Source organism: Wolbachia endosymbiont (group A) of Conops quadrifasciatus (assembly GCF_964027015.1).
Taxonomy (GTDB): domain Bacteria; phylum Pseudomonadota; class Alphaproteobacteria; order Rickettsiales; family Anaplasmataceae; genus Wolbachia.
This window is the reverse complement of record NZ_OZ034722.1, coordinates 1,304,775-1,321,285: the sequence shown is the minus strand read 5'-3', so window position 1 is coordinate 1,321,285 and position 16,511 is coordinate 1,304,775. Positions and strand designations below refer to the sequence as shown.

The following is a 16,511-nucleotide window of genomic DNA, read 5'->3' as shown; positions in this document are numbered from 1 at the left end:
GTGGCTGCATAATAAAGACTAGATTCCAGCGTCACGCGCTGGAATGACACCATTTTCGGTCTCTTAAATTGCTTTAGCTACAAACATTAAGAAATTTACCAGGGAGAAAAAAAAGGCAAAGAACTCCCGTGGTGCAAGTTTTGACTCTCTAATACTTTAAATTGGCGCTGTAATAATGTGCTGACGCTTAGTTTAAGCGCGGTTTGGCTGAATGTAGAAAAAATTTAAAAGACATGCAGCCGCTATAATTTTATGTAATCCGCCAAAAAATACCCTAAGTTTTTTACTGAATTTTGTCATTGAGCCTGCAGGTCAAAAACAAGTTTTGAGTCATAAATACCCTTATTATCATAATAAGGGGGCTGGCGGAGGGTGTCAAGTAAGTTTTTTCGTTTCTGCGGGCTACTTGAATAACGGCTACAATGTTTGTACAATTGTTCGTCATGCGCTGGAACCCGTTTTAGCCCTTATCTATATCTCAGTTCCACCAACAGTTATTGCGTCGACTTTGAGTGTTGGTTGACCAACTCCAACGGGCACATTTTGTCCATTTTTTGAGCATGTGCCAACACCGGGGTCCAACTTTAAGTCGTTACCAACCATGGATACTTTTTTTAGCACTGTTGGCCCATCACCAATTAGTGTTGCTCCTTTGACTGGCTGTGTAATTTTACCATTTTCTATTAAGTAAGCTTCTGAAGATGAAAAAACAAATTTCCCTGACGTTATATCAACTTGCCCACCACCGAAATTTACTGCATACAGACCTTTCTTTACGCTAGATATTATTTCTTCCGGCGTATGTTTCCCTGGTAACATATAGGTGTTTGTCATGCGCGGCATAGTAACTTCTTTATAACTTTCTCTTCTACCATTACCAGTTAGATTCACACCCATGAGTTTAGCATTCATATGATCCTGCATGTAGCCTTTGAGAATTCCATCCTCTATCAACACATTATAACTGGGTGGAGTACCTTCATCATCTATGCTAATAGAACCACGCAAATTAGGCAGAGTTCCATCATCAACTACTGTGATGCCACTAGCTGCTACTTGTTTACCAATAGAATTTGAAAATGCTGAGACTCCTTTACGATTAAAATCGCCTTCGAGTCCATGACCCACAGCTTCATGCAACAATACTCCCGGCCAGCCCGGACCTAGAATAACTGTCATTTCTCCGGCTGGAGTTGGAATTGCTTCAAGATTTACCAGTGCTTGTTCCAAAGCCTGGTTTGCAACTTCTTTCAACTTTTTCTCAGAAATAAACTTACTATAAGAATCCCTTCCACCGTGTCCTGCGGAGCCTCTCTCGGTACGGCCATCCTTTTCTACAATGACTAGCACATTAAAACGTACCAGAGGCCTGATATCGCTTAATCTGTGATCACCCTTTATTATTTGTACGACTTGCCATTCTCCACTTAGAGTTATTTTTACTTGCTTCACGCAGTTATTTTTGGACCTTACATACTCATTAACCTCATTGAGTAGTTTAATCTTTGAATTCAGATCCATTTCATTTGTAGGGTTAATCCTCGAATATAGGCTTTTTGTCTCTTCGTTTAAATTTATTGAATTTGTCTTGTTTAAAGACACTGAGCTTTTTACCATAGAAGCAGCATTACTAATTTCTTTTTCGCTAATTTCAGAAGAGCAAACAAAAGACGTACTATCCTCACAAAAGGATCTTAAACCAAATCCCCTTCTGGTATTCAAATCCACGTGTTTTAATATATTGTCATCAAAAACTAGGGACTCCGACTGGCAAAATTCTAGAAACAGCTCACCACCATCGCTATTGCTCAAAGCGTTATTGACTATTTTATATACGTTATTAATATTAACATTGTTTTGAGCGAAAAATATTTGATCTAGATTTGGCATTACCTTTGAACTAAAAATTGTTTAAGTATATTATTTAACTTTAACATAGTAAACTATAAAAAGCCCGGGTGGCGGAATTGGTAGACGCGCTAGCTTCAGGTGCTAGTAACTTTTTAAGTTGTGGAAGTTCAAGTCTTCTCTCGGGCACTCTTAGCTTCCATATTGCTTGTTGAATTAATTAATGCTACAATATAACGTATTAGGTAATATTTATGCTATGTATGGTGAAAAAGATAAGTTAGCCTACAGAAAGAAGGTACGAACTTACTCGAAACGCTTAGTTACTGCGCTATCTACTGCCCTTCTTATTGGATATATAGCAACATTAGTCTTTAATATTTCTGGGCTAAGTGTACATTCTGCCGCTCTTAGTATCACATTAAGTGCAATTTCACTTGGCTTAAATTTATGGTCACGTACTGGTCACTTTCGAAAATGCGAGCTTAATAAGCAGCTTGGTGTAGAAAACTCTCCTGGACAAGAAAAATTAACGAAGATCTATCTTGATATAGTATCCAGCGTTTCATTTCTAATAGGAGGTATTGCATCTATGTCGCTTTTTGAGTCTTCTGTTATCTATTTTGTTTCTACACCTTTTTTTGTTTTAGGTTGTGCTATTATGGCAACTCATATCATTCGGACTTTGATCAGCAAACCACAGGCAGAAAAACCTACTGATACCCTCTCTCCAGCTGTAAAAGCAGTTCAAGTGTCAACAAGTTAACTTATTTGACTTGTATAGGAATATTAGCTATAATATTAATAGTTTAATAATAAAAGAGGTTAGTGTATGGATTTTTTAAACAGTCACCCAGATTTTTTTGAGGATAACGCTCATTATGTAATATCTGAATATAATAAGGATAATCCAGATCTTATAGATCGTAGTGCATATGTAGTAGAACGTGATGAATATGAGAATTTGGTATTCAAAAACTTATATACATATATATGTTCCGATGGAAACGTACATAAAGATATAATGCTTAATCCAAAATCTTTACAAATAGAAGAGAGGATAGAAGATAGCAGAATCAAAAAGTGTTATACAAATAACTATAAGATAGATAATGGAACTTTATCTTTAGATGAGAGAGAATTAGTATTCAATATAACTCCAGGTGAATGGAATGATTCAACAGAGTTCAATGTAATTAGCATTAAAAAAGTATAAGTGAATTTAAAGCTTAGTGGTAAATAGGGGACTGAGTATCCTTATTTAAATATCAATTACTTGAATAGTTGCTCAAGCCATCAAAATAAAAATTTTTATTCAGTAATTTGTGTATAAAGGGTACTATTTTACTAGTAGTGAAATAAATCAGAATGAAGTCTATTTTATTAACGAGGCCTTTATTGGACTCGTTCAATACAAGAAATATATTGAGAAAGTATGGATACAAAGTTTTTATAGAACCAGTATTCACAATAAAGTACTTAAATCCTGATATATCTGCGTACGAATTTGACGTTGTGATATCTACAAGTAAAAACAGTGTAAAGGTTTTTAGTCAAATATGCAAAGAGGATGACTTTCCGATTATTACAGTTGGTAATTCAACCATGCAGGCTGCAAAAAATTTGGGATTTTCTGATATAATCTCAGCAGACAGCAACGTTGATGGTCTGATATCATTCATAAAAGCTCATTATTCAAACGCAATAAAGTTCTTGTATATAAGGGGACAAGAAGTATCATGTGACCTAAAAAAGAGATTATCTGAAGAAGATTTTAATGTAAGAGAAGTTGTACTCTATAAAACAATTATAAAAAGGAGTCTAACTAATAGGTGTAAAAATTTACTGTTGGATGGTAAAATTGATAGTGTTGCTTTTTTTTCCTCACAGACAGCAAGGGTATTTTGTTCATTAGTTCTAAAAAGTGGGATATCTCATGTGATGAATAATACAGTTGCATATACCATGAGTAAAAACATTGCTGATAGTTTAAGGTTAATCAAATGGAAAAAAATTATAACATCGAGGTTGCCTACTGGGGAGAGTTTAATTGATATAATTAATAAGGATTGTTGATGCTAAAGATTGCAACTTGGAACGTAAACTCCATACGTAAAAGAGTTAACCAACTTTGTAGTTTTATAGTTGACAGTCAGATAGATATAGTTTTGCTGCAAGAGATAAAATGTACGGAAGAGCAATTTCCTTATGTAGAGATAGAAAAGTTAGGATATGAATATGCTATCTATGGACAAGTTGCAAGAAATGGCGTTTGTGTTTTATCTAAATATCCGATACTGGAAAAGTTAAAAATTGATGTTGTAGAGAGTCATCAAGAAGCACGTTATATAGAATGTGTGATAAAGTATACCAATAGTAAGATAAGGGTAGGAAGTGTATACGTTCCAAACGGTCAAAGCCCGGACTCTCATACGTTTGAGTATAAACTCAAGTTTTTTGATAACCTATATGAAAGGATGAGCACTTTGTTGAAAAATGAAGAGTTAACTATTATAGCTGGCGATTATAATGTTGCACTGGATGAAATTGATGTTTTTGATTCAAATTTATTGAATGGCCAAGTGTGCTTTCATATAAAAGAACGTGAGAAGTTAAGAGCAATCTTGAATCTTGGGTTTAAAGACACGTTTAGAATATCCCACCTCAATTTGCAACAATTCACTTGGTGGCATTATCAAGGCAATTCACTCAGAAACAATCAAGGAATGCGAATAGATTATATGCTATTATCGCCACAAGCTGTAGATAAATTGGAAACATGCTACATAGATGATAGATTGCGTAAGCTAGAAAATCCATCTGATCATACTCCTGTTGTATGCATTATAGAATAATAGCAGACCTTTTACATAACTCACTTTTTGGCAAACCTAGGTCTTATTTGGTTGCTGCACTGTGGTTTTTTGCTGATCTAAAGTAACTTGTTCAAGCACAGTAGACTGCTTACTTTCTTCGTTTTCCCTATTGTTTCCCTGGGAATTTTGTTCAGAAACAGGGGTGCCTTTCTCAACTCTTTTGACCGGGGTTTCTAAAATTGTATTGATACCATCGCTAATTTCATTACCCCATTCTTTTCTTTCCTTTTCATCTTGTGAATGAGGGTCATACAAAGTACCTTTTTTGTCATTTGAAAAAAGACTTTTTACCGCCTTATATTCAGCAGCAGCAAAACCAAAAACAGCAAATCCTATTACTATAACATGAGGGATGGTAAAAAGACCAAGTACTGACACTGGACCGCTTAAGCCGCCTAATAATATTACAGTAGTGAGAGCAATAATAGGAAATAAAGATTTACGTAAGAACGTTGTTACCATCTCTTCATCACTGAGTGGTGGTTCATCCTCTTCTTTTTTATCTTTACCTAAGAATGGTATTTTTTCTTTCACCCAATTCATAAAAGAGCTGGAAATATTTTTTGGGTCTATCTTTATTCCAAACGGCCACCCAGCAAGCTTTATGAATGAATCTTTAGCTTCTGTACCCCTTATATCAGCTACACACTTGATTATTATTTGCTGTATTTTATCATTATTTAATTTCTCTTCTCTAGCTAAGCCTTGCTCCCTAATTTCTTTAAACACAGAAAGTAAAAGCTGACAAAAGTTTTCTTCGCTTAGTGGTTTTACATCTTCTAGCTTGACATTTTTGAATATGATCTGATTTTGACTTAGCATGAAAGCAAGTACTGTCTCATCATCTTCCTTTAATTCTTCAGATTGTACTCTGTTTTCTAGCGACTGTATAAAGGCATCATAGATTGCCTTATGTTCCTCCTTAAAGATTACTTCATCCTCCATTACCTGAGCAGATGGCTCTGAAGGTTTTGCATTCTCTTTTTGTGGAACTAATATACCTGTCATGGCTGACCTATTTGCATTTACCTATGCTATAATTGTAGCATATTTTTCGTATTAGTTCAAATGATTTATTCTCTTAGAACTCACGATGTTTAAGTCATAATTAAGAGCCCAGTTGTCGCCAATTTTTATTTCTACTTCAAGTGGTATAGAAATTTCTATTGCATTTTCCATTATATCTTTCATAAGTTCTGTCGTTTCTTGTACCTTTTCATCCTCTACCTCAACCAGTAGTTCATCGTGAACTTGGAGGATTATTTTACCTATCTTCAGCTGATCAAAAAGCTGAATCGTCGCACGTTTTATTATATCAGCAGCAGTTCCTTGCAGTGGTGCATTTATTGCTGCCCTTTCTGCAAATTGTCTCATATAAGGAATTGTATTGTGTATGTCTCTGACGAAGCATCTCCTGCCAAACAAAGTTTCTACATAACCATGCAATCTTGCGATAGACACTGCTTTTTCCATATAGGCCTTTATTTCTGGGTAACAGGAAAAATAGTAATTAATGTATTCAGCAGCCTCTTGAAAGGTAATTCCAAGCCGCTTTGCAAGACCAAATGGGCTAATGCCATATATAATTCCAAAATTAATGGATTTTGCTTTGCGTCTTAATTGCTCATCTATTTCTTGCACTCCAAAAACTTGCCTAGCGGTGATATCGTGAATATCTTGTCCGTTTGCAAAAGCTTCTTTAAATGCTGCAACGTTTGCAACGTGTGCCAGGAGTCTTAACTCTATTTGTGAATAGTCGGCAGAAATTATCTTGTATCCTTTTGGTGCAATAAACGCTTGTCTGATAAGATTTCCCTCTTCGCTTCTGATAGGAATATTCTGTAAATTAGGATTGCTGGAGCTCAGCCTTCCAGTTGCAGTTGCAGTTATTGAAAAGCTTGTATGTATTCTATCATCGAGCGGATCAACCTGTTTTATTAATGCATCAGTGTAGGTACTCTTCAATTTACTTAAATGTCGCCAACTTAAAATTTTACCTGCAATTTCTACCCCTTCTTCTTCGAGTGCCTCTAGAACTTCATAATTGGTGCTATACGATCCAGACTTTGACTTCTTCTTTTTACTTAGCCCCATTTTATTAAATAAAACATCACTTAATTGCTTTGGCGAAGCAATATTAAATCTTTCCCCTGCTAAGTTATATATCTCATCTTCAAGCACGGCAATTACCTGCTGAAATTTATCGGATAGCTCCTGTAGTTTTTGAATATTTAGCAATATTCCATTTTTCTCCATATCAAATATTACTTTCATAAGTGGCTTATCGAAGCGCTCGTAAATTGTGAACAATTTTTCCTGAAATAACCTTTGCTTTAGCTTTTCATGAATTGCTATTAAAGTTTTTGCCGAGAAAATTTCTACATCTCCACTCAAATTATGTGCAATTATGTTTGGAATACTGTGATCATGCTTTCCTGTATCCAAGCTATACGACATTATCATCAAATCATCAACTGAATCTAGTATCTTCTCCACTGCAGGGAAGATTTTCCTCATCTCTTTAATGTTATGTATTATTTTAAGCACCCCATTTGAGAGTAAAGTTGAGTTGATTGTAATGAGTGCATTTTGTATGCTGTCTTGCTCTATACAAAAAATATTACTTTCGCTATAAGATAGACTTAATACATTGTTTTCAAGGTGGTAATGAATTGCAATTTTGCCTTCATATCTACAATGCTCCAAAAATTTCTCTAACTCTTCACTACTATATTCTGTTTTCTTTTCTGTGCTAGATCCATTGTAAGAAAAAAGCTTTTCCATTTTACCTATTAAGGAATTGAATTCATACTTCTTTAAAAAGGATAATAGTTTCTCCATATTTGGAGAATGGACTTCATATTTTACAATACCATGTTGAAGGTCTACTTTTTCGCATAGTGATAAAAGTTCTCTTGAAATTAGCGCTTTTTCCTTATGTTCAGCAAGAATATTACGAATCCTCGTTTGCTCGATGTTATCAATGTTCTCTATAATATTATTCAATGAATCAAATTCATCTAGTAATTTAGCTGCAGTCTTCGGACCTATTCCTGGAACACCTGGAATGTTGTCAGATGCATCACCAGTTAGAGAAAATAAATCAAGAAGCTTGTGTGAGTTTACACCAAATTTTTCTATTACTTGTTTTTCATCTATATATATATTTTTAATGGGGTCGAATATTAAAATATTGTGGTTCAAGAGTTGAAATAAATCTTTATCTGATGAAACGACTACCACTTTAAAGTCTTGGTGGTTGGCGTATTTTGCAGCTAGTGTTGCGATTATGTCATCTGCTTCATAACCTTCAATTTCTTCATAGCTGAGGTTAAAAGCTTCTACAGCTTCCCTCAGTATGGTGAACTGTGGAATTAGATCTTCAGGAGGCGTTACTCTGTTTGCTTTGTATTCAGGATATAAATTGTGCCTAAAATTCTTTTTTCCTGAATCAAGTGCTATAGTTAAGTAGTCCGAATGGGCAATGTACTTAAGAACCATATTCAGAAAGCCATATACACCACCTATTGGCATTCCTGTTGTGGTAATTAAGTGAGGTAGTACATAGTAAGCTCTGAAAAGAAAACCATAGCCATCGATGATTGTGAAAGTTTTTTCTTTCATTGTAGATATTTATGCGTGCTTTTGATGGTCCACTATTTAGCTGCGAAAATCAAGTTTTTGTTTTTCTGCTTTTGAGCATTGTAAGAGATTTTGCCGAAAATAGCATTTATGCATGGTTATACCAATTAGACTTCTTGCATAACCATATGACGAACTTTTATTGGGAATAGAAACGAAAAAACTTACTTGACAAACTCCGCCAGCCCCCTTACCATGGCATTAAGGGTATTTATGACTCAAAACTTGTTTTTGACCTGCAGGCTCAATGACAAAATTCAGTAAAAAACTCAGGGTATCTTTTGGCGGATTACATAAAATTATAGCGGCTGCATGTCTTTTAAAATTTTTCTACATTTAGCCAAATCGCGCTTAAACTAAGCGTCAGCACATTATTACAGCGCCAATTTAAAGTATTAGAGAGTCAAACTCGCTACTCGGGGTTTCTTTTGCCTTTTTTTTACTTGGTAAATTTCTTAACGTTTGTAGCTAAAGTAACTTAGGTTCACCGACAATCGTCATCCCGCTACGTGTTAGCGGGATCTATAGACCTGCTGCGAATCAAGCAATAAAAAGAAGGAAAGGAGAGGGTGACTAAAATCAAGGTTAACTAAAAGGCGTGCTTAAGATTCACAATACCAGCAATAATATTGAACCTCAGGTTGTATTTTTTCTGAAAATTGCGGTAAACATGAGACATAATCTTAAATATCTTTATCTCACGGATCTTATTTTCTACTCTCATTCTAAATGATGCTAATCTTCTATTATGCTCTTTCTGCTCTGGAGTTAATGGCTTTTTACGATACTTTTTATATGGAATTATAACATTGCTTTGCAATTTTTGCCAACCTTGATATCCAGAATCGGCATATTTTATGCTATCGATTGGTAAATATTTTTCTTGTTTCCTTATGCGAAAATCATTAATTCTACCACGATATGAATTTGACACTGATAAAATTCTTCCACCTTCTTCGATAACAATCTCAGTTTTCATAGTGTTGGTTCTTTTTTTTCCTGAATATGATTTCTTCCGTTTTTTACTATCTTCTGGTCTCTGTATTTGCTGTTCTGTAACATCAGCCAGAATCTTCAGTATTTTTTCTGGTGTCATACTTCTATCTTTTGTTATAGTAACTTTTTTGGCAAGTAATGGCTCTATTTTCTTCAGTAACCTAAATACATTTGCGTTGTGAACATTGAACAGGCACCCTAAAAATCTATGTGTTATGTAAGTGCGATAGTACAAAATTACGCAAAATAACTTATCTTCTAGAGTTGGTAGTTGTGATCTTCTACCATGGCACTTTTTTTGTTTTTCAAGTCTTTCCCACCCAGACCTAACTTTTTCCACTACCTTTTCGAACTCCTCTATAGTTAAACCTGTTATATTACGAAAGTTTCTTGGGTGTTTCTTCATGTTATAGTAACTAAAGCTCATTTTTTTACCTTACTCAATCTGCTTATTCTTCTTCTACTTCTCTCACATTATTTTTTCAATCACCTTTTGCAGCAGGTCTTATGCTAAGAGATACCGCGAATGAATCGCGGTATGACGTGTTGCTTGGGTCAGCTATAGAGCACAGTTTTGGAGTAGGATCTTCAGTTGCTCTCTGGTAATAAAAAAATATTTGAAGATCTTAGAAGTTAAATTGCTCAAAGAAAAATTGTAAATGAAGTGAAAATAAATTTATTTACCAAAATAGAGTTGCCTTGGTCTACAGATCTTAGTTTCTTTATCATTTATCATTTCATACCACTGAGTAACCCAACCAGTGGTTCTTGCAAGTGCAAAAATAGGCGTGAACATATTTGAGGGAATATCGATAGCATTCATTATTATACCTGAGTAAAAATCAACATTTGGGTATAACTTACGCACGATAAAATATTCATCCTTTAAAGCTATTTCTTCAAGTTTTTTTGCAATTTTGAGCAATTCATTATTTTGTTCTAGTTTACTTAGAACCTCATGACAAGCGTCTTTCAATATCCGCGCGCGCGGATCATAATTTTTATAAACACGATGTCCAAATCCCATCAATTTAAATGGATCTTTATCATCTTTAGCTTTTTCGATGAATTTATCTATATCTTCACTTTGCTCTATCTCTTTTAGCATATTTATAACTGCTTCATTAGCTCCACCATGTGCTGGTCCCCAAAGTGTAGCAACTCCTGCAGAGAGGCTTGCAAACAGATTAGAACCAGCCGATCCCACCAATCTGACAGCCGCCGTAGAAGCATTCTGTTCATGATCAGCATGGAGAGTAAATATTTTATCCAGAGCTTTTGCAAAAAGGGCGCTTTTATCATTATCAACAGCATCGCCAAATATCATCTTTAAGAAATTTTCACTGTAACTTAATTCATTGTTAGCATTTATGAATTCCTGATTGTTTATATGCCTATAAATAATTGCAACAATTGCAGGAACTTGTGCTATTGCAGAAATTCCAAAATCTAAATCTTCACCATTGACATTGTTGCCATGTGTTTCATGGTAAGATGCTGACAAATTTGCAAAACATGCAACTAAAATCGACATAGGGTGAGCAGTTTTTGGAAATGCTTTGATTACGTTTGTAACTTGCTCTGATACTTTGGATGATTCTTGTATTTTGAGAAGAAATTTTTTGTGTTGCTCTGAACTGGGTAGTTCACCATAGAGTAATAAATAAATCACAGCAGTAAAACTATTATTCTCTGCCAAATCAGCTATATCATGTCCCCTATATTTAAGAACTCCTTCATCTCCATCAATAAATGTAATCGAAGAAGAACATGAAGCTGTAGAAACAAACCCCGGATCATAAGTGAATAATCCTGTCGTCTTATATAAATCCTTGATATTTAACACGTCAGGACCTATTGTTCCACTTAATATGGGTAGCTCAATTTTTAATCCATTACTTAGTTCTAATAGCACTTTTTTATCCATCACTTAAGCTACTTAAATTTTATACAGAATATACAAACTGAAGAGTATATATTAATACAGTTAACTTTACATTAACCGTATTAAGCGGTCATCAATGCTTTTACTTTTGCATTTAAGCGACTTATTTTACGCGCAGCAGTATTCCTATGAATAACACCTTTATTCACACACTTGTGTAAATTAGATTCAGCATTCCGAAATGCCAGAACAACATTTTCTTTGTCGCCAGACTTGATTATATCAACCAATTTTCTAATAGCGGTGCGAGTTTTACTTTTCCGCATCTTATTTATTAAAGTGCGCTTTGCTATTACCTTTATCATTTTTTTAGCACTCTTATGATTTACCATATATTAATACCTAAAATACTGTACTTTTTTTTTAATTATAAAGTTTTTTTGTTAATTTGCAATATCAGTTTTTTCTATGGTTAATCTACTGCTTCTCTCTTCAATAATTTTTTCTAAACTTTGCAAGAATTCATTTTTGTTTAACCCAGGATATATTGGGGGCAATATTTCTATTACTGCCTTTCCGGGATTTTTTCTCAGAGAAAGTATGCTTTTTGGCCAAAACAAACCAGTGTTTAAAGCAACCGGTAACACATGAACAGATAATACGCTATATAAAGCAGCAATACCTGGTTGATATTTTATATTTTGGTTTATAGTCGTTCTTGTACCTTCAGGAAATATTATTATGCTTCTATTTTCTTTTATACGCATTTTTGCTAGTTTAATTATATGGCGTATAGAACTGATACCATCTGAACGGTTAATAAAAATCATTTTCAGCGCTATAAGATGTAAACCAATGAATGGAATCCATTTCAATTCACGTTTTAAAATAAAAACCGCTTTTCTAAATAGTAGTATAAAAATAAATGTTTCAAATGGAGATTGGTGTTTAGATGCAATGATAAAAGGTTGCTTAGGAATGTTTTCCATTCCCCTCACTTCATATTTAATGCCACATAATAAACGCAGCATGAATAATACAACTCTCACCGAACAGACGAGGAAAATGGTTATTACATACTCAGGAAAGAAAATTACAGGGAGAGCAATTAAAGTATAGAATACTTCCCATAATATAAGGAAGAAATTAAACAATAAACTTGAAATCACAAACTCACATAAACTTATTTGAATTTAACTTTACTACAAATTAAAAGCAATAAGTTTAATTATTGATCATCTGAGTAATAGGATGCGAATCAGCTAATTTGTCCTTTAACTTTTCGTTAGCAATATGAGTATATATTTGTGTTGTAGAAAGGTTAGTATGGCCAAGAACTTTCTGTATCAACACAATATTTGCTCCGCTATCCAGTAGATGGGTAGCAAAAGAATGCCTAATCACGTGTGGAGAGATCTTATTTTCATCAATATTGCATTTTCTTGCTAACTCCTTCATTAATTGACCGACCCTCTGCCTTGTAATTGGTTTATTAGGTTTATCACCTGGGAATAGCCAATCGGATTCCTTTTCGTTAGGGATCAGATTGTCACGAACTGATAAATAATTTCTAAGGCTCTGCAATGCTTGTTCATTAAAAAGAATTTGCCTCTCTCTACCACTTTTTCCTTTTATTATTATATAGCATTCTTTGTTATTACTGTTTATTAAATGTGACACTTCACATAACTTCATATCAATTAGTTCAGAAACACGCATTCCAGAAGAGTAAAGGATATCTAAAATCGCACATAGCCTTTTACTGCTTATCTCTTTATTCGATTCGCTTGCTGATTTTCTCACTGCGTCCATTAGCAAAAATATTTCTTCGACACTTAAATACTTAGGCAAAGGACGAGAAACTTTTGGATTCTTTAATTCAGCATCATTAGCCGGTGCTGGATTAAAATCTATTATTCCGTCATTAAATAGACACTTATAGAAATTTTTCATAGCGGATATTTTTCTTGATATAGAGCTACTTTTATATTTTTTTTGTGTACATAGATATTTCACATAATCTTTAATATTGGTTTTGTTTACGCCAACCAAGGTAGTGCCGCTTTCTAATAAAAATTCTTCAAACTGGTGTAAATCCGAACGATAACTTTCCAGAGTATTTTGTGTAGCGGACCTCTCTGAAGCCAAAGCATCTATGTAATATGTTATGTAAAGATTTTCTTTTTTATTTTGCGACTGTTTATTTTTCATTATCAGCTCCTATATTTATTTCTTTGGCTATAATTTGATTGGAAGTGTTTCCTATGTGTCTTATGAGAAAATATGAGACAAATAAGGCATTTATCAATAGAGTGAACATCACAAACCTTTGCTTTAACCTTTTTTTTAAATTTAATCTTACTCTTATCATAGTTAAATTATAACGTCAAATCTATAAAAAACACCTTATAAAGTGAGCTCTACTATAAATATAGAATACTTCTTAGCTGTATCTATCTATATTTATTATAACATAACATTTATTATAATTCTAACATGGACAGATAGAGATTTCAATTACGTTAGTGTTATGGGTGTTAATAAATTTTTAATATATACAATGAGTACTTTACAAAAGAAGAAATCAAATGGCATCTTTTTTAAATAAAGTGCTAATAAAAGGAACGGTCACATTTGACCTTATAGATTCATTATCTATCTTCTCTATAATTTTATCAATGCTATAGAAAGAACGTTCTATTCTTGCTAAAATATAATTAATCACTTTTAAATCAATTTTTAACTGTTTATCTGAAAATCGTTTTATTAGCATGATTCTTAATAATTCTTCGCTTGCAGGCAAAATTTTTACGCTGATAGTTGATAATATTCGAGAACTTAAATCTCTTAGTTTGAAGTTAAGTTTTTTTGGTGAAATTGAAGAAGTGATTAGCAGCTTCTTATCATTTTCTTTCATGTAATTGTAACAATGTAATAACATTTCTTCATCTTTAATGTTTTGTACGTCTTCTAAAATAAAAGCATCGCTATACCTAATCTCGCTTACAAAGTTATTCACATTGATAAAAATTGCATCGTTTATTGACTGCCAAATATGAGCAAGATGAGTTTTACCAGAGCTTTTAGGTCCAAAAAGAATGAGAGATTTCCAAGATAAATCCTCAATTACTGAATTATATATGTGCTTATTTTCATCTAAGATGATGTAATTTTGCCGACTATAATCAGCTTGATTGTTGTTAAATAAATTTAATTGCACATTAAACCTCTTACGTAACCTCTTTCTGGTAGTAATTTTTGCGCAGAAATTTACTTACGCTCCTCAAATATCTCAGGTATTCTGGGCTCATTTCTCCTCTTACCATAAATTGATTATGCAAAAGGTCTGTTAGCCGTTTTTATAAAGCTCACTTTTAAAATATTTATTGATTGCATATTCTACTGATACATTGAACATTGCTATTATTGGAATAAAAAGTAATATACCTGTAAATCCAAAATATGAAGCGCATATAGTAATTCCCAGAATAATTACAGTTGGATGTATATGAACTTTTTTTCCTATTAATAAAGGAACTAATATGTTTGAATCTATTAATTGTCCAACACCAAATAATAGCAAAACGGCAGCACTTTCAAACCATTCACTAAATTGAGTAATAGCGCTCAAAAACCCAATAATGGTATATAATAATGGTCCTACGTAAGGTATGAACGTTAATATTCCTGATAAAATTCCAATAACAATAGAGTGTTTCAATCCGATTATGCTCAGGCTCACAGAGTAAAAGACCATCATGACAATACATACATTTACCTGCCCCTTTAGATAATTAGATATGATGAAATCCACTTTGGAAAAATAATTTGCAACTTTTTCTCTATAAGAAACAGGAATTAATTTATTAGCTTTTTCTATAATTAAAGGCCAATCACGTAATATATAGAAAAACACTACAGGAGTAATCACCATTAATGATACCGTGTGAATCAAGCTAAAGCTTGAACTTAACACTTGGATTATAAAGTTACTAGCAATATCAAGAGCATTTATGAAATAAGATACATAGTCGCTGTAATTTTCTGCTAGATTTTTAGATAAGTGATCAAATAAGCTATCCTCGATTTTTATATTAAGAAATTCTAATACAGAGGGGATTACTTTAAGTTTTAATGAAGGCACTTTACTCACTAAGAAATTTAATATTGAAGTAATTTGAACATATATAATAGGTAAAACAAATGTTATAACTAGTATAAAAGCTATTAATAAAACAAGTATTATAAAAATTACAGAACATGAACGCGGTATTCTATACTTTTCAAACTTGACTACTAGCGGATTAAACAAATATGCAATAACAATAGACATTAAACATGGAAAAATCATAGGACGCATCAGGAATAACATCCCTATTATAAAAAGCAGTATAAAACAAATAGTTATATGACGTTTTTGCATGCGTTTAGCATAGTCAATTTACTGAAAAATATACAGTTTATTGTAAATACTATCTATTCATTGTTTTATCAATTTTATTAAGTATTAGGTCAATCAAATTTTCACCCAATTCCCAACTAGATAAAACTCCGTTATGTGGATCATCTTCATACCTTTTCGAATTAACAGTCTTGATCAATTTTCCACGTAGCAATACATCATTTTCTATTGCGTGTGCCAATTGTGCAGGTTGTGGTATTAAGTAATCTCTTTTGCTATTAATAACTATTATTGGCATATTTAATTTTCCCTCATCTCGCAACTTTCGTATATCGTTCACTAAATCAAAATCTAGATCTAAAGCCTTTAGCAATTTTTTAAAAATGGATGAGGGCAACATACTTAAATTTTTGCTTGAGGGATCGGAAAATGCCCTATTGCTGTATGAAAAGAGCTGAAAGTGCTAGTAAAAAAACACTTCCAAGTTTAACGTTTTTGTCTGCAAAGTGCTTCAAAACTGCTGATGCAACTGCTCCTCCAAAGGAATGGCCAAAAAGTATAATGTTTTCAGGCCTCACACCCTTGTCTATTAATTCATTGATTTCTTCTATCGAGGGCTTAAGCAAACTTTGATCTCTATTTATAAAGGGAATAATAATAAGCATTACGGATAAAAAAATGCAAGTTAGAGCAGCTAAGCTTGCTAAACCAACTACTCCAGCTGTTATGGGGCTTTAAGTAGTAATATTGCAATGGGCGCTGATACAGATGCCACGAGGAACAAAAAGCTAACTGCAGCATAAGTTATGTAGTTTTGGAATATAGCCGGATATTTATGTGTATGAGCAATAGCTTTTAGCCT

16 protein-coding genes and 1 tRNA gene are annotated in these 16,511 nt (G+C 33.4%); 5 read left to right on the top strand and 12 right to left on the bottom strand.

From position 1 onward, the window contains the following. Positions 1 to 471 precede the first annotated feature (471 nt). Positions 472 to 1,890 (bottom strand): metalloprotease TldD, encoded by a 1,419-nt coding sequence (tldD, locus tag AAGD69_RS06780; protein WP_341812117.1) that lies wholly within the window; start codon positions 1,888 to 1,890, stop codon positions 472 to 474. A gap of 62 nt (positions 1,891 to 1,952) precedes the next feature. Between tldD and AAGD69_RS06775 the strand changes: the two genes are divergently transcribed. The 5 genes from AAGD69_RS06775 (at position 1,953) to AAGD69_RS06755 (ending at position 4,703) form a co-directional block, all read left to right on the top strand. Then, a tRNA-Leu gene (locus AAGD69_RS06775) sits at positions 1,953 to 2,037 on the top strand. Between the two features lie 70 nt (positions 2,038 to 2,107). After that, on the top strand, positions 2,108 to 2,614 hold the full coding sequence (locus AAGD69_RS06770; protein ID WP_341812664.1) for a hypothetical protein: 507 nt from the start codon (positions 2,108 to 2,110) through the stop codon (positions 2,612 to 2,614). Between the two features lie 66 nt (positions 2,615 to 2,680). Beyond that, positions 2,681 to 3,064: a hypothetical protein gene (locus tag AAGD69_RS06765; RefSeq protein ID WP_341812116.1), complete on the top strand. Its 384-nt coding sequence runs from the start codon at positions 2,681 to 2,683 to the stop codon at positions 3,062 to 3,064. 152 nt (positions 3,065 to 3,216) lie between these two features. Beyond that, positions 3,217 to 3,924 carry a uroporphyrinogen-III synthase gene (locus AAGD69_RS06760; protein WP_341812115.1) on the top strand — a complete coding sequence of 236 codons (708 nt, stop codon included), beginning with the start codon at positions 3,217 to 3,219 and terminating at the stop codon, positions 3,922 to 3,924. After that, positions 3,924 to 4,703 (top strand): exodeoxyribonuclease III, encoded by a 780-nt coding sequence (locus tag AAGD69_RS06755; RefSeq protein ID WP_341812114.1) that lies wholly within the window; start codon positions 3,924 to 3,926, stop codon positions 4,701 to 4,703. The genes AAGD69_RS06760 and AAGD69_RS06755 overlap by 1 nt, the downstream gene beginning before the upstream one ends. A gap of 36 nt (positions 4,704 to 4,739) precedes the next feature. Here the strand turns inward: AAGD69_RS06755 and AAGD69_RS06750 are convergent, their stop codons facing one another. The 11 genes from AAGD69_RS06750 to AAGD69_RS06700 form a co-directional block, all read right to left on the bottom strand. Then, complete coding sequence (locus tag AAGD69_RS06750) at positions 4,740 to 5,732, bottom strand: hypothetical protein (protein WP_341812113.1); 993 nt, start codon at positions 5,730 to 5,732, stop codon at positions 4,740 to 4,742. A gap of 51 nt (positions 5,733 to 5,783) precedes the next feature. After that, positions 5,784 to 8,348 (bottom strand): DNA polymerase I, encoded by a 2,565-nt coding sequence (gene polA, locus AAGD69_RS06745; protein ID WP_341812112.1) that lies wholly within the window; start codon positions 8,346 to 8,348, stop codon positions 5,784 to 5,786. A 607-nt stretch (positions 8,349 to 8,955) separates the two neighbouring features. Next, entirely contained in the window at positions 8,956 to 9,768 is an 813-nt protein-coding gene (locus tag AAGD69_RS06740; protein ID WP_410529812.1) for a transposase family protein, read from the bottom strand. A 270-nt stretch (positions 9,769 to 10,038) separates the two neighbouring features. Further along, the gene (locus tag AAGD69_RS06735; protein ID WP_341812663.1) at positions 10,039 to 11,289 is read right to left on the bottom strand and encodes a citrate synthase; all 1,251 of its coding nucleotides are present in this window, start codon (positions 11,287 to 11,289) and stop codon (positions 10,039 to 10,041) included. 80 nt (positions 11,290 to 11,369) lie between these two features. Next, entirely contained in the window at positions 11,370 to 11,639 is a 270-nt protein-coding gene (gene rpsT, locus AAGD69_RS06730; protein ID WP_341812111.1) for a 30S ribosomal protein S20, read from the bottom strand. Between the two features lie 51 nt (positions 11,640 to 11,690). Further along, the gene (locus tag AAGD69_RS06725; protein ID WP_341812110.1) at positions 11,691 to 12,416 is read right to left on the bottom strand and encodes a lysophospholipid acyltransferase family protein; all 726 of its coding nucleotides are present in this window, start codon (positions 12,414 to 12,416) and stop codon (positions 11,691 to 11,693) included. Between the two features lie 55 nt (positions 12,417 to 12,471). Continuing rightward, complete coding sequence (locus tag AAGD69_RS06720; protein WP_253309350.1) at positions 12,472 to 13,458, bottom strand: tyrosine recombinase; 987 nt, start codon at positions 13,456 to 13,458, stop codon at positions 12,472 to 12,474. A 373-nt stretch (positions 13,459 to 13,831) separates the two neighbouring features. Continuing rightward, on the bottom strand, positions 13,832 to 14,467 hold the full coding sequence (locus AAGD69_RS06715) for a DnaA ATPase domain-containing protein (RefSeq protein WP_341812109.1): 636 nt from the start codon (positions 14,465 to 14,467) through the stop codon (positions 13,832 to 13,834). Positions 14,468 to 14,596: 129 nt separating this feature from the next. Then, a complete protein-coding gene (locus AAGD69_RS06710) occupies positions 14,597 to 15,670 on the bottom strand; it encodes an AI-2E family transporter (RefSeq protein WP_264735948.1) in 1,074 nt (357 codons plus the stop codon). A 49-nt stretch (positions 15,671 to 15,719) separates the two neighbouring features. After that, complete coding sequence (locus AAGD69_RS06705) at positions 15,720 to 15,989, bottom strand: hypothetical protein (protein WP_341812108.1); 270 nt, start codon at positions 15,987 to 15,989, stop codon at positions 15,720 to 15,722. A gap of 94 nt (positions 15,990 to 16,083) precedes the next feature. Further along, entirely contained in the window at positions 16,084 to 16,314 is a 231-nt protein-coding gene (locus AAGD69_RS06700; RefSeq protein ID WP_341812107.1) for an alpha/beta hydrolase, read from the bottom strand. Positions 16,315 to 16,511 lie beyond the last annotated feature (197 nt).